The 14,764-nt window shown below is 63.2% G+C and carries 13 protein-coding genes; 6 read left to right on the plus strand and 7 right to left on the minus strand.

Annotation, left to right across the window (positions count from 1 at the left end):
• Positions 1-229: 229 nt before the first annotated feature.
• Both EHW12_RS21580 and EHW12_RS21585 read left to right on the plus strand, forming a co-directional pair.
• Positions 230-1,888: an ABC transporter ATP-binding protein gene (locus EHW12_RS21580; protein ID WP_241199025.1), complete on the plus strand. Its 1,659-nt coding sequence runs from the start codon at positions 230-232 to the stop codon at positions 1,886-1,888.
• Complete coding sequence (locus tag EHW12_RS21585) at positions 1,885-3,642, plus strand: ABC transporter ATP-binding protein (protein ID WP_125051728.1); 1,758 nt, start codon at positions 1,885-1,887, stop codon at positions 3,640-3,642. The genes EHW12_RS21580 and EHW12_RS21585 overlap by 4 nt, the downstream gene beginning before the upstream one ends.
• Before the next feature lie 43 nt (positions 3,643-3,685).
• On the opposite strand, the gene EHW12_RS21590 is transcribed toward EHW12_RS21585, so the two are convergent.
• Positions 3,686-4,510 (minus strand): AraC family transcriptional regulator, encoded by an 825-nt coding sequence (locus EHW12_RS21590; RefSeq protein ID WP_003946247.1) that lies wholly within the window; start codon positions 4,508-4,510, stop codon positions 3,686-3,688.
• 139 nt (positions 4,511-4,649) lie between these two features.
• On the opposite strand from EHW12_RS21590, the gene EHW12_RS21595 reads away from it, so the two are divergent.
• A complete protein-coding gene (locus EHW12_RS21595) occupies positions 4,650-6,140 on the plus strand; it encodes an acetyl-CoA acetyltransferase (protein WP_050654510.1) in 1,491 nt (496 codons plus the stop codon).
• Between the two features lie 80 nt (positions 6,141-6,220).
• On the opposite strand, the gene EHW12_RS21600 is transcribed toward EHW12_RS21595, so the two are convergent.
• Positions 6,221-7,459 (minus strand): HNH endonuclease signature motif containing protein, encoded by a 1,239-nt coding sequence (locus EHW12_RS21600; RefSeq protein WP_125051730.1) that lies wholly within the window; start codon positions 7,457-7,459, stop codon positions 6,221-6,223.
• Positions 7,460-7,746: 287 nt separating this feature from the next.
• On the opposite strand from EHW12_RS21600, the gene EHW12_RS21605 reads away from it, so the two are divergent.
• The gene (locus EHW12_RS21605; RefSeq protein WP_125051732.1) at positions 7,747-8,244 is read left to right on the plus strand and encodes a TetR family transcriptional regulator; all 498 of its coding nucleotides are present in this window, start codon (positions 7,747-7,749) and stop codon (positions 8,242-8,244) included.
• Here the strand turns inward: EHW12_RS21605 and EHW12_RS21610 are convergent.
• The 4 genes from EHW12_RS21610 to EHW12_RS21625 form a co-directional block, all read right to left on the minus strand.
• Positions 8,241-10,049, minus strand: coding sequence for an ABC-F family ATP-binding cassette domain-containing protein (locus EHW12_RS21610; protein WP_003946255.1), 1,809 nt, complete (start codon positions 10,047-10,049; stop codon positions 8,241-8,243). The genes EHW12_RS21605 and EHW12_RS21610 overlap by 4 nt on opposite strands.
• Entirely contained in the window at positions 10,049-10,984 is a 936-nt protein-coding gene (locus EHW12_RS21615; RefSeq protein WP_042921272.1) for a 4-(cytidine 5'-diphospho)-2-C-methyl-D-erythritol kinase, read from the minus strand. Before EHW12_RS21615 ends, EHW12_RS21610 begins: the two co-directional genes overlap by 1 nt.
• An 81-nt stretch (positions 10,985-11,065) precedes the next feature.
• Positions 11,066-11,842, minus strand: coding sequence for an ABC transporter permease (locus EHW12_RS21620; protein WP_125051734.1), 777 nt, complete (start codon positions 11,840-11,842; stop codon positions 11,066-11,068).
• Positions 11,843-11,878: 36 nt separating this feature from the next.
• On the minus strand, positions 11,879-12,874 hold the full coding sequence (locus EHW12_RS21625; RefSeq protein ID WP_080726601.1) for an ATP-binding cassette domain-containing protein: 996 nt from the start codon (positions 12,872-12,874) through the stop codon (positions 11,879-11,881).
• A gap of 96 nt (positions 12,875-12,970) precedes the next feature.
• On the opposite strand from EHW12_RS21625, the gene EHW12_RS21630 reads away from it, so the two are divergent.
• Positions 12,971-13,939, plus strand: a complete 969-nt coding sequence (locus EHW12_RS21630) for a YafY family protein (protein WP_003946249.1) — start codon at positions 12,971-12,973, stop codon at positions 13,937-13,939.
• A 96-nt stretch (positions 13,940-14,035) separates the two neighbouring features.
• On the opposite strand, the gene EHW12_RS21635 is transcribed toward EHW12_RS21630, so the two are convergent.
• Positions 14,036-14,239: a cold-shock protein gene (locus tag EHW12_RS21635; RefSeq protein WP_003946232.1), complete on the minus strand. Its 204-nt coding sequence runs from the start codon at positions 14,237-14,239 to the stop codon at positions 14,036-14,038.
• Positions 14,240-14,553: 314 nt separating this feature from the next.
• Between EHW12_RS21635 and EHW12_RS21640 the strand changes: the two genes are divergently transcribed.
• Entirely contained in the window at positions 14,554-14,763 is a 210-nt protein-coding gene (locus tag EHW12_RS21640; protein ID WP_003946267.1) for a heavy-metal-associated domain-containing protein, read from the plus strand.
• Position 14,764: the final 1 nt, after the last annotated feature.

The raw sequence follows: 14,764 nt of genomic DNA on the forward strand, positions 1-14,764 counted from the left end.
ACCGGACCCGAACACGAGGATCTATCCGACTTCCGGACATAGTTAACCCGTGCTAAGTAAGGTAGACCTTAATTTATTGCAGTGTCGTCGATGAGTCGATGCCTTCTCCGCTGCAACGGGGCCAACTACTATCGCAATTCGGCCAACGCAATACGTATGGCCTGTTCAAGACAAGTATTGGCACCGGTGTGACTTCTGACTACCGCCCACGATCCCTAGCGTGGACCCAGTGCCTTCGACACCACTTCTTTCGGCCGAGACAAACGGTCCCCCAACCAGCCCGGCGATCACGCCGCGTCAGGTAATCACACGCGCGATCGCTTCCGAAGGTCGCGGAGCCAAGCTGGCGGCCGCGTCCGTCGGCTTCACCGGCCACCAGGTCGCGGAAGCGTTGGTGCCGGTGGTGATCGGTGCGGTCATCGACCGTGCTGTGGCGACCAACGATGCCGCCGCACTCGGAAAGTGGATCCTCGTTCTCGGAATTCTCTTCACCGGCTTGTTGCTCAGTTGGCGCTTCGCGGCGCGCATCTCCGATTCCGTCACCGAGCACGGAGCACATCGCTTGCGGATGGACATCGCGCGCCGAGGCCTCGATCCGCACGGCATGTCGCCGCGGCGTATGCCGGGCGAGGTCTACTCGATTGCAACATCCGACGCGGGTTCGGTGGCCGGATTCACGCACACGCTGAGCACCAAACTTGCGGCCGCCTGCGGAGTGCTGACCGCCGCGATTTCGCTACTGGTGATCTCGGTGCCACTCGGCCTGCTCGTCATCCTCGGCACTCCCCCGGTGCTGGCTCTCATGCAGGTGGTCAGTCGGCCGCTCGAACGCCGAGCCGAAACCGATCAGTGGCAGGGCGCCAAGGCCGGCGCGCTAGCCGCAGATCTACTCTCCGGACTCCGAATCCTCTCCGGAATCGGCGCCGGAGATGCTGCAGCGCAGCGGTATCGGGGAGCCAGCCGGACTTCGTTGGAAGCAACCCTTCGCGCACAGAGATACCAAGCGATGTACTCCGCCGCCAACGTTGCGATCGCCGGCGCTTTCCTCGCTGTCATCGCGTACGTGGGCGGACGGATGGCAGCGTCCGGGAGCATCTCGGTCGGTGAATTCGTTGCCGTGGTTGGTCTGGCACAGTTCCTTCGGGGTCCGTTGATCGACATCATCTACTTCGGCGCCGGTCTGGCACGGGCGCGTGCTTCCGCCAACCGCGTCGCAGCACTTCTCGGGACCACCGAGGCTGTGACTCCCGCGGGTGAACCTGTGTCCCTGAATCACTCCGAGTTCCTGACGCTGCGCGACGTCGTGTTGGCCGGAGCGTCACCAGTCGATCTCGACGTCAAACGCGGCGAGATCATCGGCATCGTCACCGAGAATGCCACATGGGCGGATGCGTTGGTCGACGCACTGGCGCGTCGAATCGAGCCTTCGAGCGGAACAATTCATCTCGGCGACAACGCCATTCACGAGCTGCACATCGACGAACTTCGCACTCACGTTCTGGCAGCACCGCACGACGCGGCACTGTTCATCGGCACAGTCGGCGACAACATCGACGCCCTCGCACCGATCGGCAGCCGCAACGACGAGGCCATCGCCGCTGCTGCGGCAGATCAAGTGATCTCGGCACTGCCGCTCGGCCTCGCAACCCGAGTCACCGAGCAAGGGAATTCTTTGTCCGGCGGTCAGCGTCAGCGCATCGCGTTGGCGAGGGCACTGGCGAGCGAAGCTCCCGTCCTGGTCCTGCACGATCCCACCACTGCCGTCGACTCCGTCACCGAAGCGCGCATTGCTCGCGGGATCGCCGAGGTACGCGGGGCGCACGCCACAATACTTCTGACCAGCAGCCCCGTGCTGCTCGATATCTGCGATCGGGTGATCGAGCTGTGAACGAACTACTCCCCACCGCAACACCGAAACAAGCGCGCCGCGCGGCACTTCGGTTGATGGGACCCCACCGGATTTCCGCGATCGCAGCAGTCGTCACCCTGACCGCCGCGACCGCGATCGGTCTGCTCACACCGCTGGTCCTCGGCGCCATGGTCGACGCCGTGACCGACGCAGACGGCGACGCTGTCTCTCGCATCGGCACACTGACTCTCGCGTTGGTCGGCATCGCGGTTGCCTCATCCCTTCTCGTCGGAGTGAGCAACTACCTGCTCGCCGGCGTCGGCGAGCGCGTTGTCGCCGACCTTCGCGAAGAAGTCGTCGTCCGGGTTCTCGACCTTCCGCAGAGCGACGTCGAACGGGCCGGGCGCGGAGATCTCGTCTCCCGCATCACCGGCGACGTGCGGTTGGTGACCCGGGCCGTATCCGAAGCACTTCCGGTTTTTGCCACCGCGGCACTGACCATCGTGTTGACCCTGATCGGATTGGGTAGCCTCGATTGGAGATTCGCCGTCGCCGCGGTGATCGCGGCACCCATCCAGATCCAGGCGCTGCGTTGGTACCTCTCGAGGTCGGCACCGGTCTACCGCGAGGAGCGGGAGGCAGAAGGTGCACGTGCGCAACAGCTCCTGGACTCGCTGAGCAACTCCGACACCGTCGGATCGCTTCGCCTGGCCGAGTCGCATCTCGAACAGATCGAATCTCGATCTATGGCCGCCGTCCGCCTGAGCTTGTTGACCACGCGTCTACGCACCAGGTTCTTCGGCCGGCTCAACATCGCGGAGTTCATCGGTCTGTCCGCCGTGCTGATCACTGGCTTCTGGCTGGTGAAAGACGGGCAGATCAGCATCGGTGCCGCCACAGCCGCAGCCCTGTTCTTCCACCGCCTCTTCGATCCGGTGGGCGCAGTTCTCAGTGTGTTCGACGAATTGCAGGAAGGCACAATAGCGTTGGCTCGCCTGGTCGGAGTCACGCTTGCGCCCGTGCCATCTGCACCGACCGATCCGCAGGAACCTGTCGACAGCTCAGCTTCTTTGGAACGCGTCACATTCTCGTACCGAAGCGGCGACGCTCCTGTTCTGCGAGACATCGACATCACCATTCCGGCAGGAACCGTCACCGCACTGGTGGGCGCTACCGGAGCCGGAAAATCTACAGTCGCAAAGCTGATCGCGGGAACCTACGAACCGACCGAAGGCGTCGTGAAGATCGGGACGGTGCCCCGGAACGAACTGCCACCGTCGACATCTCGGAGCGCGGTGGCCCTCGTGACTCAGGAGGTCCACGTCTTCGCCGGCACGTTGGCCGAGGATCTGCGGCTGGCCGACCCGTCGGCAACCGACAACGACATCACCGCGGCGCTCGATACCGTCGGCGCGTCGGATTGGCTGCGGGCTCTCCCGGACGGACTCGAAACCGTGGTCGGAGACGGTGGACACCGGCTGACCGCAACACAGGCACAACAACTTGCGTTGGCAAGAATCGAATTACTGGATCCGCCGCTGCTGATTCTCGACGAGGCGACCGCCGAAGCGGGCAGCGCCGGAGCCAGGGTCCTCGACGATGCCGCTCTCGCTCTGACCCGGGGTCGCACTGCTGTCACAGTGGCACACCGACTCTCACAGGCCGTCGACGCCGATCAGATCCTGGTGATGGACGACGGCCGCGTCGTCGAGCACGGCTCTCACGACGAGTTGGTCAACCTCGGGGGTCGGTACGCAGAGCTGTGGGAAGCGTGGTCCGCGCCGCGGAGTTGACCGCGACGGTTGCACCGAGCACTTCCGCCCGGTGCAACCCAACTCAAGCGTGCAGAAGGTACGGCACCGATTCGGGCGCCACACTCCCCTTGTTCATCATGCTGCCGGGTGTGCGGCCGGTGACCCGGCGGAACACTGCGACAAAAGCACTCGGAGTTTCGTATCCGACCCGCCTACTGACAACCGAAACCGGCACTCCAGCAGCTAAATACGTCAATGCTGCGCGGACACGTACCTGAATTCGCCACTGCGCAAAAGTCATTCCAGTGCCCTGCGCGAACACACGCGTCAGCGTACGGACGCTACCGCCAGCCGTCAGCGCCCATTCGGACAGCGACCGCTGGTCTGCCGGATTGGCGACCAATGCTTCGGCGACGAACAACGCTCGCGGATCGGTCGGCATCGGAACCTCCACCGCAGCAACTTCGAGCGGCTGCAACATGTCGAAGGCCACCCGCTCGGCGCGACTGCGCGCCTCGTCGGGCATGTTCCGCCGATGCATGTGCAGGAGTACCTCACGCAGGAGAGCGCTGACACCGAACAAGCCCGGAACACCCGACGGCGCGGCGTGAGCCTCGGGCCGGAAGTAGGTGCAGAAGAACTCCGTACCCGGACCTGCCTTCACGGCATGCAACGCCCCGGCAGGCAGCCACAGTCCGGCCGAAGGCGGAACCTCCCAGGTGATGCCGTCAGCGACAACCGTGAGCATTCCACCGGAGTTTCCCCAGATCAGCTCATGTTCAGGATGACGATGCGGGGCCCACTGCCGCTGATGAGAGAGCTTCAGAGTCACCGTTGTCATCGAGTAGGGGTGATCGATGGAACGCGGCCCCACGGGCACCGAAATTCTCTCTGCCACAGCTGTCATGAAGACGAGTATAGGACTTTCGTTAGGCATACCTAAATAGGAACCCGGAAATTGTTGACTGTGACCCCAGAGTTACACATACCAGGGTCCCCGATATCGTGACTGCAACTCCCGGCTACGGGTCGGCAACGAGAGGTACATGATGGTTGACGCATCACGAATCCCGGTCATCGTCGGCGTCGGCGATCTGCGCTGGAATCCTGCCGACGGGCACCGCGAACCCCTCGATCTGATTCACGACGCCACCGTCGGCGCGTTGAACGACAGTGGACACGCTGAACTGGGAACACAGATCGATTCCGTGTTCGCGATCAAGACAGTCAGCTGGTCGTACGACGATCTCCCCGGGCTGCTTGCCTCACGATTAGGCGCGACCCCCACGGTCACCTCCACCTCGCCGATCGGTGGCCACTGGCCCGCGGCGCTCCTCGATCGGATCGGCGCGGCCATCGCTCGCGGTGAATCCTCGGCTGCTCTGCTCGTGGGCGGCGAATCGCACGCCAGCAGCACCGCGCTGCGAAAGTCCGGAGTCGCCCCCGACTCGATCGGGTGGACAGCCGCGCCCGGTGGGCCTCCCGGATTCGATCCGACCGACCTGGGAAGCCCCGAAATGCAGCGCGCCGGTTTCATCGTGCCGACTCGTGTCTACCCGCTCTTCGAGAACTGTTTCAGTGCTGCCGAGGGCCACGACGCCCGTGAATCGCTCGACTGGTCCGCGCGGATGTACGCCGCGTTCTCGGAACTGGCTTCGAAGAATCCCGCCTCCTGGACGTCGGAGATCCGATCGGCAGACGAGATCGGCACCGTCGGCCCCGGCAATCGGATGGTCTCCGAGCCGTACCCGCTGATGCTCAACGCCATGCCTTTCGTCAATCAGGCTGCGGCCGTTGTCGTCTGCTCGTTGTCGACGGCCCGCGAGTTCGGGATCGATGAAAACAAGCTGGTGTACCTCTGGGGCGGCGCAGGTGCGAGTGATCCGTTGGACATACTCAGCCGCAACAGCTTCGACAGCTCGGCCGCGATGCATGACGCCGTACATCGCACACTCGACGGTGCCGGAGTCGGCGCCGACGCACTCGACATCGTCGATGCCTACAGCTGCTTCCCGATCGTGCCCAAGCTGTTGATCCGCGAACTCGGACTTCCCGATACCGCGATCCCAAGCGTCACCGGAGGACACTCGTTCTTCGGCGGACCGCTCAACAGCTACACCCTGCATTCCGTCGCTGAAGTCACCAGGCGAATTCGCGACGGCGCGAACCTTGCCCTCGTCCACGGCAACGGTGGATTCCTCACCTACCAGCACTGCGTACTGCTGTCGTCCGCCGCTCATGCCGACGGGTACGTCGGTGATCCCGACGCACGCGCTTTGACCCCGGAGGCTCCGGAACTGATCACCGATTACCAGGGCACTGCAGAAATTGTCACTACCTCTGTCGAATACGGTCGCACCGGGGAGCCTGAGATCGGGTTCGTGATCGCGGCAACGCCGGACGGCCGCCGCGTCGCCGGTCACACCGGTCCCGAGAATGCCTCCGAACTGACCCAGCTTCGCGGTGACAACCCTCCGTCGATCGGGCGAACTGTTCACATCAGCGACGAGAACGGGCGACTCACGCTCACGTTCTGACAGTAGCGTTCTGACAGTAGACAGCCGTCAGCACCGGGGCATGGTGATGCCCCGGTGCTCACGTCTTCAGTTGTCGCGATTCACGCCGCGGTGGGTGGGCTGTTCCCGCCGATCGGCTGCTGATACGGATCAACAGACATCGGTGGATAGAACACCGTCTTCCGATCCGGTCCGATCTCCACCCGCCATTCCGTGTGGTGCATCGTCCGGTGGTGATGACCGCACAACAAGATCAGGTTGTCGAGATCTGTTGGGCCACCATCGTTCCAGTGAACAATATGATGGGCATCGCACCACCCCGACGGAGTCCCGCACCCCGGAAACGCACACCCACCATCCCGAACCGCAAGAGCCCGCCGCTGCGGAACGGTCGCCGTTCTCGCTTCCTTACCGCAGTCGAGCGGAACACCACTCTCATCCAGGAGGATCCGGGTGACTGTGCAGTCGCACGCCAACATCCGGGCGGTGTCGATGCTGATCGGGCCCACCCAATCCGCCCACGCGAAACCCAGTTCCTGAGTCGACGGCAGTAGATCCTTCAAGGCTTTGAGGTCGGTCATGTCTTTTGCACTGGCGGTGACTGTGATGTGCGGTTTCACTCCGCCCTCGATCGGACCCAGCCCCGCCCGCTCGTACCGGCGCAGTAGTTCGCAGAACCCGTCCGCGCGCCGCAGCGCCGGCGTACGGGTGTCCTTGACGCCGTCTTTCTCCGGCGTCGGCGCCGACAGGCTCGACAACAACGTGATCAGACGTGCCCCGTTCACAGCATCCAGATCACCCTTCACGGTCACCCGCCCGTACAAGCCTTTCGAGGCGTAGAACTCGTTACGCTCCGAATCCTCACCCACCGGGACGCCGTCCTCACGCCTGCCGTACTGCTTCTCGATCCGCCGGATCGCCGCCCGCACCGCATCGCAATCGGCAATGTTCTTCGACGCCAACCCCAACAGGATCCCGCGAGCCTTGTCCACATCCGCCGGCGTCATGTTCTTCGGCGGATGCTGACAAAACGACGCCACCTGCCGCGCCTTCAACGCATCAACATCCCCGCGGTGAAACGCATCGCCGACAACAGGTTCGAGCATCAACAACCGCGCCAACCCGACCAGCAGACTGCACTCACCGATCTCCAGATTCGTCGAACCATGCAACCACTGCGCGATCGCCCGAAAACCCTTCCCACCGAGAACCTCCCGGGAAAACATCTCCACGATCAGCAACACCATCCGCGACTGCAACTCGTGTCGGGCGCGCACCAGATCGAGAACCTCACTCTTGAGGTCCTCGCCATCCAGCTGCCAGGCTTCCCGACTGTCCATGCCCAAAGTTTAATCGAACATACTTTCGATAACCAGAGACAAACCGGACAACTTCGGGAACATGAAGACTTGAGACCTGTTGAAGTACATCACCATTCAGCTAGCCGTCAAAGACGACGCGATAGAGGACGTATCCCGCGAAACACACAATCGCAACAACGCACAGCACAAGCAGGATGTCGAAAAAGATGACCACGCTTCACCCCAATCAGTTCGACCCACCGGCCACTTCTCCGTGCGGAGAAATTCTCCAAGCGGAGAAGAGGATATCACGGTATCTTCTCTGCGTGGAGAAATCGACTCGAGAAGCACTTCTGGACGCCGGGCTCGACCTGCTGGGCCGGGTTGGGTTTCGAGCCTGGTCGATGAGAGGCGTCGAAGACGAGGCGGGCGTGCCACACGGCAGCGCACGGCACTACTTCGCAAACCAGCGTGGACTGATAGTCGAGGTGGTGCGACACCTTCTGGACGGTGATCTTCCTCGCCCGGGCGAGACGCCGAAGCAACAGGTGGCCCGGTGGCTGGGGCCTGAATCCGGCCGCACTCGGGCGCGTTACGAACTGATCATCGCGTCATTCCACGATCCCGACCTCGCAGTGGCACTGGTGCGTGGTCGGGATCGGTTTGTCGACATCCTGGTCGAACGCGGCATGACCTCGTCCGATGCAACGGAGTTGGTCGCAGCACTGGACGGGCTCGTTCTGGACGCACTGCTGCGCAGGCATGCTCCGGAAACCCTGGATCCCGAGCGAATCTTCAAGAGGTTCGCAGCGAAGTTCCCCTAGCCGTCCAGCTCGGCGAAGAGCTCCATCCACTGCTCTTCGGCGGCTTCCTTGTCGGCGATGACCTGCTTGAGTTCTGCGCCGAGTTTCTGCAGCTTGTCCGGGTCGGTGGCCGCGTCGGCGAGGGAAGCGTGCAGCTTCTTCTCTCGGTCGTCGAACTTCGCAATGGACCGCTCGAGCTTCGAAAGTTCCTTGCGTGCAGCGCGATCCGCGGCGCCGTCACGGACCTGCTTGCTCTTCGACGCACCACTCGCCGTCGAGGCCACCGACGGGTTGTCGCCATCCCCCATTGCTGCGCGCCGACGCAGGTAGTCCTCGATACCACCGGGCAGGTTGGTGAGCTTGCGGTCACCGAAGAGCGCCCAGGTGGTGTCACAGATGCGCTCGATCAGGTACCGGTCGTGCGAGATGACCACCATGGTGCCCGCCCAGCCGTCGAGCAGATCTTCGAGTTGCTGAAGCGTGTCGATGTCGAGATCGTTGGTCGGCTCGTCGAGAAGCAGGACGTTGGGCTCGGCCATGAGGACACGCGTCAACTGCAGACGTCGGCGCTCACCACCGGAGAGATCACCGACTGGGGTGCGCTGACGCGCCGGTGTGAAGCCCAACCGCTCAGCCAGCTGACCCGCCGATACTTCCTTGTCTCCCAGCGTGATTCGCTCGGCTACATCCTTGACCGCGTCAAGTACGCGCATGTCGGTCGGTAGATCGTCGAGTTCCTGCTTGAGCCAACCGATGTGGACGGTCTGCCCCTGAATGCGCTTTCCGGCGGCAGGCTCGAGTTCGCCGGCCAGAGTCCGCAACAGAGTCGTCTTGCCCGAGCCGTTGACACCGACCAGGCCTACACGCTCACCTGGAGCGAGACGCCAGGTCAGATCCTCGACGAGTACACGACCGTCCGGAGTCTCCAGACGCGCGTCTTCGAGTTCGATGACAACCTTGCCGAGCCGACGCTGCGCGAACGACGCAAGAGCGACCGCGTCACGAGGTGCCGGAACGTCGGCGATCAGGGCCTCTGCGGCCTCGATGCGGTACTTCGGCTTGGACGTACGGGCCGGCGCACCGCGGCGCAGCCATGCGAGTTCCTTGCGTGCAAGGTTGCGTCGACGCTCTTCGGAAGCGTCAGCCTGACGCGAGCGCTCGGCGCGAGCGAACACCCAGTCGTTGTAGCCACCCTCGTAGCTTTCGACGCCGCCGCCGACAACCTCCCAGGTGCGGGTGGCGACGGTGTCGAGGAACCAGCGATCGTGGGTCACGACGACAAGCGCGCTGCGACGCGAGACGAGGTGCTCGGCCAACCACTGAACACCTTCGACGTCGAGGTGGTTGGTGGGCTCGTCGAGCACCAGCAGGTCGAGGTCCTGAACCAGGGCCGCAGCGAGAGCCACGCGGCGACGCTCACCGCCGGACAGGCCGTCGACCTTGGCGTCCAATGCGGACCGCTCGCCACCGGCGCCCAGGTTGTCGATGCCGATACCCGAGAGCACCGAACGGATGCGCGCGTCGCCGGCCCATTCGTGTTGCGCCACTCCGAGCGGCCCCAGGACCACTTCACCGACAGTGGAGCCGGGAGGCAGCACACCGCGCTGCGTCACGACGGCCATACGCAATCCGCCGACGCGGCTGACGCGTCCCGAATCCGGCTGCTCCACACCCGCGAGGACTTCGAGCATGGTCGTCTTACCGCCACCGTTGAGACCGACGACGCCGATGCGCTCGCCCTCCTCGACGCCCAGGGAGACCCCGTCGAGCAACGGCTTGACGCCGAAAGACTTCGACACGTTTTCCAGATTGATCAGATTCGCCATCAGTGCTGTCCCTTTGCCGCATTGTCGAGTATTCGTGCTCCGGGAACGGGTCCGCTCGCCACGCGAACGGTGCGGCACACCCCCGCTCCCGCAAGTTCTGCGCTCACTTCCACCGCGGACTGTGCGTCGGCGCAGAGAAAGGCGCATGTCGGTCCGGAGCCGGAGACGATGCCGGCCAAAGCTCCGGCTTCGACGCCCGCTCGAAGCGTCCGTCGTAGATCCGGGTTGAGTGAGAGTGCCGCCGCCTGCAGATCGTTGCCGAGCAGCGACGCAAGCAGATGAGCGTCACCCGTGGTCAGTGCCTGGATCAACGCATCGGCGCTCCCCACCCGTTTCGGGGAGCCCTCTGCCCGCAGCTTGTCCAGCTCGCGGAACACGACCGGTGTGCTCAAGCCGCCCTTGGCCAGCGCCAACACCCAGTGAAAAGTGTGGCGGGTCAAGACGGGGACAAGTTGTTCGCCGCGGCCGGTTCCGAGGGCAGTGCCACCGTGCAGTGAGAACGGAACGTCACTCCCGAGGCGTGCCGCAAAAGCGTCGAGATCAGGCCGCGAGAAGTCGAGCTTCCACAAAGCGTTGAGCGCAACCAAAGCGGCGGCTGCGTCGGCACTCCCGCCGGCCATTCCGCCTGCGACGGGGATGCCTTTCTCGATGACTATCTCGACGTTCGGGGCCACGCCACCCTCGACGGCGAGCATCTCGGCGGCACGCCACACGAGGTTGGTGCGATCGGTCGGCACGGCCGCGGCGTCGTCGCCGATCACCCGCACGGTCAAGGTGTCCGCAGGCGCCACCGTGAGGGTGTCTGCCAGCGACAATGCCTGAAAAACCGTCGTCAGCTCGTGATAGCCGTCGTCTCGCAGGTCCCCGACGGCAAGGTGGAGATTCACCTTGGACGGGGCCCGGACGACTACGGGGCGTGGAACGACGGAGAGCACAAGGAACAACAATAGGCGCTGCGAACACCTGGGCGAAAACCTGCGACCGCAGCAGCCCGTCCGACAGCCAGCACACCCACGCTATTTCACCGCGCGCACACCTACGCCCAGACCGACCACCGCCACGCCCAAGGCGGCGACGATTCCTGCCAGAACGCTGCTCGACGCGAAGTCTCCGGCAAAGAGTGCCCGCTCGGCGTCTACGACGTAGCCGAGCGGATTGATGTTCACGAGGACCTTCATCCAACCTGGTGCGTCCTCGAGTGGAAGCATGGTTCCCGACAGGATCAGGAGCGGGAACATCAGCGTCTGCTGAACGACCCAGAACATCCAATCCTGCTCCCGCACAGCCAGAGCGAGAGCGTACGAGAGCGCACCGAGTCCGACGCCGAACACTCCGAGCAGGACTATCCCGAGCGCGGCGCCCGCTGCATTGACGTCCAATCCGAGCGGAAGTGCGACCAGAATGATCAGAATCGCCTGCGCGGCAAGCGGAACCATCTCCTTGCACGCTCGCCCGATCAACAAGGACGAGCGTCGGAGCGGAGTCACCAACATTCGCTCGTGCGATCCCTGCTGCATCTCCATCAGGAGGTTGGACCCGGTCATCGTCGTTCCGAAGATCGCGATCATCACCAACACACCGGGAATGAACCAATTCCATACGCCGTCACCGGTACCCGGAACCCCTTTGAGCAGAGGCCCGAACAACGCCAACAGGATCAGCGGCTGGATGAGGCTGAAGATGACGCTGACCGGGTCGCGCAACATCGGTCGCAGCTCACGGCCCATCACGATTGCGCTGTCTCGAACGATGCTGCCGTGCACGGTACGTGGGGTATCGAGTGTGATTGTCATGGCGGATTCCTCTTCGTCGAAGTTCTTTGTCGTGTTTCAGGAAGCGACCGCGGCGGCGCTCTCGCGCAGGCTGCGGCCGGTGAGAGTGAGGAAGACGTCGTCGAGAGTCGGCCTGGTGATGTCGGCAGTGAGTGCGCGGGCACCACGGGCATCGGCTTCACGCAGCAACACCGGTAGCGTCGAATCACCCTCGCCGGCACGGATACTCACCGAACTCGCCTGGACGGTGACGTCACGCACAGTGACAAGTCGCTCGGCCACCGACGCTGCGACGGCGGCCGCCTCGACGCTGTCGAAGGTGAGCAGAAGATGATCCCCCGCAAGATCCGCTTTGAGTGCAGCGGCGGTGTTGTCCGCGATAACAGTGCCCTCGTCGATGACGATGACCCGCTCCGCCATCGAATCCGCTTCTTCCAGGTAGTGCGTGGTCAGCACAATCGTGGTGCCCATCTCGCGCCGCAACCGCAGGATGTGGTCCCAGAGGTTGGCCCGACTCTGCGGGTCCATGCCCGTGGTCGGCTCGTCGAGGAACAGGAGCGGTGGGCGATGCACCAGGCCGAGGGCGATATCGAGCCGCCGGCGCTGCCCGCCGGACAGCGTACTGACCTTTCGAGTACCCAACTCGGTGAGTTCGAGATCACGCAGCAATTCGTCGGCCCGGACCTGCGAGTCGCCCTTGGGCATTCCGTAGCACAACCCCTGCGTCACCAACTCGTCGCGAACCCGCTGGTTGTGGCCGGCTCCGTTCCCCTGCCCGACGTACCCGAGGCTCGATCGCACCTCGTTTCGTGCCGCAGCGATGTCGAATCCTGCGATTCGCGCGCTGCCGGACGTGGGCTCGAGCAAGGTGGTCAGCATGCGCAACGTCGTCGATTTCCCGGCGCCGTTCGGCCCCAGCAAGGCAACCAACTCACCCTCCGCTACATCGAGCGTGACTCCCTTGACTGCTTCCACGAGCTTCTTGCCCTGGGCGAAGTGCTTGGTGAGCGCCTTCGTCTCGATCATCGGTCTGCCGTCGTTGATGCGACTCATGATGTGCCCCAATTTCTTCTCGACTGATCGGATGCGGACCAACCTAAATTCAATTGAGGACGCATTGGGTCCTAAATGTTTGGCAGACTTCTTCCCATGAAGGAGACATCGGCTCGCCTACTGCGGTTGCTGTCACTGCTCCAGACACGTCGAGACTGGTCCGGTGCCGAACTCGCAGACAAGCTCGCGATCACCCCACGCACAGTTCGACGTGACGTGGACCGCCTCCGCGATCTCGGCTATCCGGTCGACGCGACAGTCGGAGTCGGTGGCGGATATCGCCTGGGTGCCGGCGCGGAGATGCCCCCGCTACAGCTCGATGACGAAGAAGTACTCGCGGTGGCACTTTCACTGCAATCCGGAGCGACCGGCTCTGTGGTCGGCATCGGCGAGGCTTCGATGCGCGCGCTGGCGAAGCTGCGGCAGATCATGCCGTCGAGGCTGCGACACCGTCTGGAATCGCTGTCGATCGATGTCGTGCCACGCGAGCCCGCCGCGAGCGCAGTCGATGCGTCGGTACTGTCCGCCATCGCATCCGTATGCCACAACCACGAGCGATTGAGATTCGACTACAGCACTCACGACGGCACCCAGAGCCGACGCGAGGTGGAACCGTACAGGCTCGTGCGGTCGGGTGTTCGGTGGTATCTGGTGGCTTGGGATCTGTCTCGCGAAGACTGGCGGTCGTTCCGCGTCGACCGGATGGAACCCAAGATCCCCACCGGCCCACGATTCGTGCCGCGGGAACTACCCGCCGGTGGTGCAGCAGACTTCGTGTCCCGCGGTGTCGCTCGGGCCTATTCCTCCACGCGCGCAACAGTTCTACTGCATGCACCCATCGAGCAGATAGCACCCATGGTCAACGAACAGTGGGGATCGGTGGAGTCCACCGACGAAGGGCGTTGCGTCATAGTGCTTTCGGGCACTTCTCTGCGATCGATCGCACACTGGCTCAGAGCTTTCGACGTCGATTTCACCGTTGTGAATCCACCTGAACTCCGCGAGGAATGCCGCACGATCGCGGCGGAAACGGCAGTCGCCACTCAGCGGTATCTCGATGCATGACAGCGTTTTTCACCCAAATACAACAAGACCCCAACTCCGAAGAGTTGGGGTCTTGTCAGTACGTCATGCGTCGGTTGCCCGACTCACATGGACGTCTTAGACGATGGTAACGCCGGTGGCCTGCGGGCCCTTGTTGCCCTGACCGATCTCGAACGCCACGCGCTGGTTCTCCTCGAGAGTGCGGAAGCCGCCACTCTGGATCTCGGAGTAGTGAACGAAGACGTCAGCACTGCCGTCTTCGGGAGCGATGAAGCCGAACCCCTTCTCGGAGTTGAACCACTTCACGATGCCCTCTGCCATGTAAATCTCCTCTAACACAGTGTCAACAGGCAGTCGCTTCGACCGCCCGGGTCACTTACTACGACCGTTCTGAGACAAATCCGTGGAGGATGTCCAAACGCTCGCAACCTAACCATTTGCGAGCGTGGAAACACAAACACAAACACTTACGACCAACACAAGTAGACCACACATCCGCCCTGTTGTCTTCCCTGAGGCCTTCGTCACTGCCCAGCCCGTTGACAGGCATACCCCCTGGGGGTACCTTCGATTGCAGAGTGATACCTACACCGGGTATCCGTAAAATAAGCTTTCCACAACCGAAGGGACCTGCGATGACCACCGCCGAATACACCGTTTCCGGAATGACCTGCGGACACTGCGTCGGATCCGTCAAGGAAGAGATCGGCAACATCGCGGGAGTAACCGCGGTGGATGTCGAACTGGCGAGCGGACGTGTCGTCGTCACCAGCGATGCTCCCGTCTCCGCAGCCGACGTCGTCGCAGCAGTCGACGAAGCCGGCTACGCAGTCGTACCAAGCTGAG

This window comes from Rhodococcus sp. NJ-530, from assembly GCF_003860625.1.
Classification (GTDB): Bacteria; Actinomycetota; Actinomycetes; order Mycobacteriales; family Mycobacteriaceae; genus Rhodococcus_F; species Rhodococcus_F qingshengii.

Coding starts and splice junctions, on each gene's coding strand:
- EHW12_RS21590 (WP_003946247.1), bottom strand. CDS start 4,510: ATGACAGCTGTGGCAGAGAGAATTTCGGTGCCCGTGGGGCCGCGTTCC.
- EHW12_RS21595 (WP_050654510.1), top strand. CDS start 4,650: ATGATGGTTGACGCATCACGAATCCCGGTCATCGTCGGCGTCGGCGAT.
- EHW12_RS21600 (WP_125051730.1), bottom strand. CDS start 7,459: ATGGACAGTCGGGAAGCCTGGCAGCTGGATGGCGAGGACCTCAAGAGT.
- EHW12_RS21610 (WP_003946255.1), bottom strand. CDS start 10,049: ATGGCGAATCTGATCAATCTGGAAAACGTGTCGAAGTCTTTCGGCGTC.
- EHW12_RS21620 (WP_125051734.1), bottom strand. CDS start 11,842: ATGACAATCACACTCGATACCCCACGTACCGTGCACGGCAGCATCGTT.
- EHW12_RS21625 (WP_080726601.1), bottom strand. CDS start 12,874: ATGAGTCGCATCAACGACGGCAGACCGATGATCGAGACGAAGGCGCTC.
- EHW12_RS21630 (WP_003946249.1), top strand. CDS start 12,971: ATGAAGGAGACATCGGCTCGCCTACTGCGGTTGCTGTCACTGCTCCAG.
- EHW12_RS21635 (WP_003946232.1), bottom strand. CDS start 14,239: ATGGCAGAGGGCATCGTGAAGTGGTTCAACTCCGAGAAGGGGTTCGGC.
- EHW12_RS21640 (WP_003946267.1), top strand. CDS start 14,554: ATGACCACCGCCGAATACACCGTTTCCGGAATGACCTGCGGACACTGC.